Raw genomic sequence first — 1,834 nt, 5'->3', positions numbered from 1 at the left:
ATTTCACTCACGGCCATTGAGTCAGCAAACTTCACTTGTGCCGGTGGGGTGGTTTTAAGATCACGTTTAGTCAGCTGGTAAACCACATCAATGGATGTTGCGTGAGGGTTAGTGATTTCAAGCTCTTTAAAACTTGCAATGTCTAACGTATCACCTGCATCAACGCGAATTCGTTCGCCGTTATCACTGCTGACATAAAGGTACTCTTGAGACTCACGGACAATCAGCCACTTATCAGAGCCAACACCAAAGCGTTTTATCTCATTAGCCAGTAGGGTTAGCTTCTTCATTTCGCCCCCTTAAAGGCCATTGCGACCATTCCCACGGCAGCGGCCACTGCGACCGCAATCGCAACTTTTGACATCTCGCCAGCACTGCCGGTTTGACTTCGTGACGCGGTGTTTTCAGCCATCAATAAAGCAGCACGGGCGTTCTCTCCCGACTGCATCGCCATTGATTTGACTGCGGACGTGGTATCTGCGCTGTTCTGTCGCATGTTGTCCATAGCCGCTTGGCTGATTTGACTATTTTCTTCAAGAGAATAACGCCCAAAATCGAGTGCCTTTGACAGCGACTCTTGATTCGACTCAAGAGCCGATTTTGTCACGCTCTCATTAGATTGAATGGCTTCTTTGCTGACGTTCTCATTTGTTGCGAGAGCATCACGCCCAAAGTCGAAAGACGCATCCAACGCTTTCTCATTTGACGTGAGAGCATCACGGCCAAAGCTGAACGATTCATCGAGAGCATCACGGCCAAAGTCGAAAGAGGCATCCAACGCTTTCTCGTTCGACTTGAGTGCATCTGAACCCAATTGAGCCGCTTCTTTAATGGCTGTGCTGTTGCTCTGCATGGCACTTTGAGCGATTTCTGACGCGGCTTTTACTGAGCCGTGATCAGTCATCGAAATATTGCCAATATTGCCATTCACACCAGAGATAACCACACCAAGGTTATCGCCACTAATGGCACTGGTGCCGTTCGTGTTGGTTGTGTTTGTTGTGTTCGAACTTGAACTACTGCCACCGCCACCCATTAGCATCCCTCCAATGTGAGTGATAAGACCGATTCATGATCCGTCTTACCTGAAACCACGAAACCAAACGATTTAAGAATGCGTTCCATACCACGGCGGACTGTGTGGTATTTGATTGCGCGATAACCTTGAGACTTCACAGCGTCAATAATGCAAGGTGCTGCTTTAACTAGCCCTTTGCCCGTCATCGCTAGAATCAAATAATCATTGGATTCGGTAACGAGGCCAACGAATCGAACGGATACGCCATGCTCACGGCTGAATAGGTGGTACATGCTGGCTCGTTTGTTTCTTACTGCGTCACAGCAAAAATCAAACTCGACCTTGGCATGTTCAACGCCATTAAACGCCCGTTTAATTAAGTTAAACTGAGCGGATAAATCAGAACGGTTAGGTTTAATTAACATGAATTTCATTTTTTAAACGCCACCCACGCTATGCCTAAAACCAATAGAACCCAAGGTAGAGTTTGTGTCGTACTGCCCCCAAAATTAATAGAGCCATTACTAATGCCGCCCACATTGGTTGTTCCTGACACGCCACTAGGACCCGCCGCACCACCACCGGCATTGATAGGCATAGAACCGCCAGCGCTTAAACCGCCACCGATACCTGGTATCATTTGCCCCCCTTAATGACTCGATAAGCCACATAACAGCCGCCACTTACTGCGGCGACTTTCAATAATTTCGTTGCACCGGTGCCAGACCAAAATCCAGCACCAAACCCAACGCCACCTGCTACCAAAGGAAGAAGCACAATTAACGGCATGCTTCCCCCTTATTTTTTCACTGCTAT

General features: G+C 47.9%; 4 protein-coding genes and 1 pseudogene. All 5 read right to left on the bottom strand.

Annotation, left to right across the window (positions count from 1 at the left end):
* Nucleotides 1-290: pseudogene (locus tag Q1A70_RS19760) on the bottom strand (hypothetical protein); the annotation flags it as partial.
* Nucleotides 287-1,036: a hypothetical protein gene (locus Q1A70_RS19755; RefSeq protein ID WP_299697612.1), complete on the bottom strand. Its 750-nt coding sequence runs from the start codon at nt 1,034-1,036 to the stop codon at nt 287-289. The pseudogene Q1A70_RS19760 and the gene Q1A70_RS19755, both read right to left, overlap by 4 nt.
* Nucleotides 1,036-1,443, bottom strand: coding sequence for a hypothetical protein (locus Q1A70_RS19750; protein WP_299695622.1), 408 nt, complete (start codon nt 1,441-1,443; stop codon nt 1,036-1,038). Before Q1A70_RS19750 ends, Q1A70_RS19755 begins: the two co-directional genes overlap by 1 nt.
* A 5-nt stretch (nt 1,444-1,448) precedes the next feature.
* Nucleotides 1,449-1,658 (bottom strand): hypothetical protein, encoded by a 210-nt coding sequence (locus Q1A70_RS19745; protein ID WP_299695614.1) that lies wholly within the window; start codon nt 1,656-1,658, stop codon nt 1,449-1,451.
* Nucleotides 1,655-1,807 (bottom strand): hypothetical protein, encoded by a 153-nt coding sequence (locus Q1A70_RS19740; protein ID WP_299695616.1) that lies wholly within the window; start codon nt 1,805-1,807, stop codon nt 1,655-1,657. The genes Q1A70_RS19745 and Q1A70_RS19740 overlap by 4 nt, the downstream gene beginning before the upstream one ends.
* Nucleotides 1,808-1,834: the final 27 nt, after the last annotated feature.

Source organism: uncultured Vibrio sp., assembly GCF_947488985.1.
Taxonomy (GTDB): Bacteria; Pseudomonadota; Gammaproteobacteria; order Enterobacterales; family Vibrionaceae; genus Vibrio.
Note: the sequence above shows the minus strand (reverse complement) of the source record. Positions and strands in the feature narration are given on the sequence as shown.